Below are 4,483 nucleotides of genomic sequence, written 5' to 3' on the forward strand. Positions count from 1 at the left end.
CAACACGGTCCACTCGGTATCGCGCATCTGAAGTCCTTCTTGGGACCGTTGAAGTAACCCGGATCGGGCAGGCATTCATCTTCGCATCACAACAGATCTACGAAGGGATCCCTCAGATGTCTGCATCAGATGTAGTAGCCCGATACGGTGCCGCCGCCGGAGCCGGTGATATGGAGGCGCTGGCTGCGACCTTGACTGACGACATCGTCTGGCACCAGCCCGGCACCAGTCCGCTGTCCGGCGACCACAGCGGTCCGGAAGCGGTCGTCGCCCAATTGGGGCGGTTCATGGAACTGAGCCAGGGCACCTTTGCGCTGGAGACGCTTTCGGTCACCGCGGCCGGCCGGCTTGTCGTGACGACAGTCCGATTCACCGCGTCCCGAGACGGGCGCGACGACCTCGATCAGTACGGCACCGACGTCTTCCGCGTCGTCGGCGACAAGATCGCCGAAGTGTGGTTGATCGGTGAGGATCAGCCGGTCGAGGACGCCTTCTGGGCGTGAGCCGTGTGGAGTGACCTATGCGGAGGCGATCACCGGTAGCGGCCTACCTGGAATCATGAGCGCTCCGCCGAGGGGGCGGCGCCGACTGCTTGACGCCTACCTTCAGCGGGTCGTCGACCGAGACCTCCTTGACCTCGGAATCACAGTTCGGCGGCCGGAGACGCTGCGGAGGTGGATGGCTCCGTACGCGGCCGCCTCGTGCGGAGGTGGATGGCTCCGTACGCGGCCGCCTCGTCGACGACGACCGCCTAATCCACGCTGCTGGATGCCGCGACTGGTGCTTGGTGTACGCGTGATGGCCCCGGCATCGGTCGGCCGCAATCAGTCGGCGGTCGACGTGACGATGGGGATGCCGGGGCGGCGACCTAGGCCGACAGCGCTTCGACTGCCGAGGTCGACGGGCGGCCGATCAACTTCTGCAGGCCGGTGCTCTCGGAGTAGAGCGCGCCCTGCGCGATGATCGGGTCCATCGCCGCGTAGACGGCGGCTGTCTGCGCCGGCATCCCGAAGCCTTCCAGGGTCTTCTGGTACTCCTCGACCGACTGGTCGACGTATACGACAGCACTGCCGATGACGGTGCCGACTGCGTCGGCGATCTCCGGATAGGAGAGTGCGGGGGACCCGGCGAGCTCGTAGACCTTGCCGGTGTGGCCCTCGCCGGTCACGACCACCGCTGCGGCCTCCGCGTAATCGCGGCGCGCGGCACCGGAGACCTTCGCCGATCCGACCGCGCCGAAGAACTTCCCGGCCGCCTTGCCCGAATCGATCGCCGAGGCATAGTTCTCCCAGTACCAGCCATTGCGCAGCAAGGTGTGGTCGATTCCCGACGCCGCGAGCAACTCTTCGGTACCCCGGTGCTCGATGGCCAGGCCGAGCTCGGAGGTGTCCAGATTGAGCAGGCTCGTGTAGACGATGAACTGCACGCCCGCAGTCTTGGCGGCATTGATGATGTTGGCGTGCTGCGCCAGGCGCTGGCCCACCTCGCTGCCCGAGATGAGCACCAGGCGGTCGACGCCGTCGAATGCCGAGACCAGCGCGGGCTCGTCGTCGTACGACGCGACACCCAGGCGGACGCCCACCTCGGTGAGTCCTGCGCCCTTGGCCGGGCTGCGGACGATCGCGGTGATGTCGTCGGCGGCGACGCCGTGCGCGAGGAGGGATTCGACGACCTGGCCGCCGAGGTGGCCGGTGGCTCCGGTGACTGCGATGCGCATGGGAGGGCTCTTTCTTGTGGTGTGGTCTCTGTCGTCGTCCATCATTGCACTAACTAAACGGAAGCGCAATAGTTTGGGAAGTGCTTCTGTTTGCAGTATTCTTTGAGGGGTGACTGACCTTGACAGCGATCCTGGCCTCGATGGCAATCCGGGACGCGCGTTCGACGCGGATGTCTTCTCGCGCAGGTGCGCGTCACGAGGGGTGTTTCAGCATGTGACCGGTCGCTGGAGTGCGCTCATCGTGGCTGCGCTGCTGGAGAACGGCGACCCCCTGCGATTCGCGGCGATCCGTCGTCGTGTCGACGGCATCAGCGATCGGATGTTGTCGCAGACCCTGGGGCAGATCGAGCGGGAAGGGATGGTGGTGCGCACCGTGCACAGCACCATCCCGCCGCACGTCGAGTACGGGCTCACGGCGCTGGGGCAGAAGATCGCCGAGCCGTTGTCGGCCTTGATCGGAATTATCGAGTCCGAGCTACCCCACGTACTCGAAGCGCAAAGGTTGTTCGATGAAGCCGAGGGCACGCGGGCCCGAGGGCTCCACGACGCACCAAGCTGATCCATCGGTGCGAGCCAAGGGGTCAAGCCCGGTGCGGTTCTCGAGAGTGCTGCAGGGTCGCGATCACGCGTTCACCGGCACATCTCCTCGTCACTTGCCGCTGTAGACCGGAAAGGCACTGTGCTCGCCGTAGTCCCGGGGCGCGCAAGTCCTTCAGGCTGCTCATGTCCTCGTCAGTGATCACGAAATCAACCTGTGCGTTGGCGCGCAAGTGCTCGGCGGTGGCGGTCTTCGGCGGGGAGACCGTACCCAGCTGCAGGGTGTAGCGGATGCACAACTGTGGGACGGTGACGCTGTACTTCTCCGCCATTGCCTGCACCTCGGCGTTCTTCAGGATTGCGCCGTGCGCGATCGGCGAGTAAGCCTCGACGACGATACCCGCGGACTGGCAGTAGTCCAGCAACTCGGCGGGTGTGTTCCCCGCGTGCACCAGCAGCTGGTTGACGTGCGGGACGACGGTCGCCGTGTCGAGCAGCCTGCCCAGATCCGACTGCAGGAAGTTCGATACGCCGATCGACCGGACCTTGCCCGCTTTGTGCGCCTCCTCCAGCGCCCGCCAGGCCTGCCGGTTGCCCTCGGCGTAGTCGCCGCCGCGGAAGTCGTCCCACGGCTGCGGTGCATGGATCAGCATCAGATCGATGTAGTCGAGTTCGAGTGTTTGCAAGGACCCGTTGATCGCGGCGACTGCCTCGTCGTAGTCCTTGATCTCCGCGGCCAACTTCGTGGACACGAACAGATCCGCGCGGGCCGTGTCGCTGGTGCGGATGCCCTCGCCGACGCCGTGCTCGTTGCCGTAGGCCTGCGCTGTGTCGATGTGCGATAGCCGAGCTCGACCGCCGATCGGACGGCCTGTGCGGCCTTGTCGTCGTCAATAAACCAGGTGCCGAGCCCGAGTTTGGAGATCTTGACCCCGTTTGCCAGCGTGTCGGTCTCGTTCAGAATGCTCATGCGGTGTCTCCATTCGTGGTCCGCGATCAAGGACACCACAGTTTTCATGCGCGGGGGAGACCCGCTCAATAGGGGTACCGCGAGGGGCTCCCTCCGTCGAGTTAGTCGGCATACCGTTGCCGGTATGGACAACACGGCCGAAGTGCGTGAATTCCTCACCTCGCGGCGGGCCAAGGTAACCCCGGAGCAGGTCGGGCTCCCCGCGGGAACGAACCTTCGGGTGGCTGGCCTGCGGCGCAGCGAGGTCGCCACGCTGGCCGGTGTCAGCGTCGAGTACTACACGAAGCTGGAACGTGGTGCGATCAGCGGCGCGTCCCCGGAGGTCCTCGACGCGCTCGCCAGGGCGCTCAAGCTCGACGACGCCGAGCGCGCGCACCTGTTTGACCTCGCCCATGCCGCCAGTCCCGTCGCTCGTCCGCCGCGGCGACGGAACACAAAGGAGTGGACGGCGCACCCGAGCCTGCAGTGGATTCTCGACGCCGTGACGTCGGGGCCCGCATTCGTGCGCAACGGCCGACTGGACATCGTGGCCGCCAACATCCTCGGACGGGCCTTTTACCAGGACCTCTACGATATGCCGGGCCAGCCGCCGAACATCGCGCGGTTCACGTTCCTCGACCGGCGCGCGCTTGACTTCTACCCAGATTGGGACTTCTTCGCTGGCACCACCGTCGCGATCCTGCGCACCGAGGCCGGCCGCGATCCGCATAACAAAGAGCTGCACGATCTGATCGGCGAACTGTCCACGCGCAGCGACGAGTTCCGGCAACTCTGGGGCGCGCGCGATGTCCGGCAGCATGGGGCCGGGTCTAAGACCTTCAGCCATCGGGTCGTCGGCGAGATCACGGTCGCGTACGAGGGTATGTCAATGGAGTCCGAGCCCGGGCTCACACTGACCGTTTACGCGGCCGAGCCTAGATCGGCGTCCGCGGAACGGCTGCAGCTGCTGGCGTCGTGGGCGGCGAGCGAATACGGCCAAGACACTGCGCACGCGCCAGAAAACGATAAATCCGAGCGCGTGGGAGAACCTCCGCCGCGACATTCCTGAACCCGCCGACTCCGGCCCCGGGGATGGCTGTTGTCGTCCACGAGTGCTCCGCGGTCGCAAGTCATGTGTCGTCGATCTGCCGGGCGAGTCGTCTCGAGGTGGTTGTTGGCCACCGGGGCGGACTACTCGGCGTCGCCGGGCGCGCGGCGGTTCCGCTTGACCACGCCGCGCCGGGTCTTGGCCTCGAGGCGGCGGCGCCGCGAACCGGCGG

Annotated in this window: 4 protein-coding genes and 1 pseudogene; 3 read left to right on the forward strand and 2 right to left on the reverse strand. The window is 66.0% G+C overall.

The window, feature by feature from the left end; all coding sequences use genetic code 11:
* The first annotated feature begins 116 nt into the window (after positions 1-116).
* Positions 117-503: a nuclear transport factor 2 family protein gene (locus WAW85_RS03245; RefSeq protein WP_422558218.1), complete on the forward strand. Its 387-nt coding sequence runs from the start codon at positions 117-119 to the stop codon at positions 501-503.
* A gap of 365 nt (positions 504-868) precedes the next feature.
* On the opposite strand, the gene WAW85_RS03250 is transcribed toward WAW85_RS03245, so the two are convergent.
* A complete protein-coding gene (locus tag WAW85_RS03250; protein WP_422558219.1) occupies positions 869-1,717 on the reverse strand; it encodes an SDR family oxidoreductase in 849 nt (282 codons plus the stop codon).
* Between the two features lie 109 nt (positions 1,718-1,826).
* Here WAW85_RS03250 and WAW85_RS03255 point away from each other — a divergent pair, with 109 nt between their 5' ends.
* Positions 1,827-2,276, forward strand: coding sequence for a winged helix-turn-helix transcriptional regulator (locus WAW85_RS03255; RefSeq protein WP_422558220.1), 450 nt, complete (start codon positions 1,827-1,829; stop codon positions 2,274-2,276).
* Between the two features lie 90 nt (positions 2,277-2,366).
* On the opposite strand, the pseudogene WAW85_RS03260 reads toward WAW85_RS03255, so the two are convergent.
* A pseudogene (locus tag WAW85_RS03260) lies at positions 2,367-3,224 on the reverse strand (aldo/keto reductase).
* Between the two features lie 124 nt (positions 3,225-3,348).
* On the opposite strand from WAW85_RS03260, the gene WAW85_RS03265 reads away from it, so the two are divergent.
* Entirely contained in the window at positions 3,349-4,272 is a 924-nt protein-coding gene (locus tag WAW85_RS03265) for a helix-turn-helix transcriptional regulator (protein ID WP_422558221.1), read from the forward strand.
* Positions 4,273-4,483: the final 211 nt, after the last annotated feature.

This window comes from Gordonia sp. (in: high G+C Gram-positive bacteria) (assembly GCF_049299075.1).
GTDB lineage: Bacteria > Actinomycetota > Actinomycetes > Mycobacteriales > Mycobacteriaceae > Gordonia.

Coding starts and splice junctions, on each gene's coding strand:
- WAW85_RS03245 (WP_422558218.1), top strand. CDS start 117: ATGTCTGCATCAGATGTAGTAGCCCGATACGGTGCCGCCGCCGGAGCC.
- WAW85_RS03250 (WP_422558219.1), bottom strand. CDS start 1,717: ATGCGCATCGCAGTCACCGGAGCCACCGGCCACCTCGGCGGCCAGGTC.
- WAW85_RS03265 (WP_422558221.1), top strand. CDS start 3,349: ATGGACAACACGGCCGAAGTGCGTGAATTCCTCACCTCGCGGCGGGCC.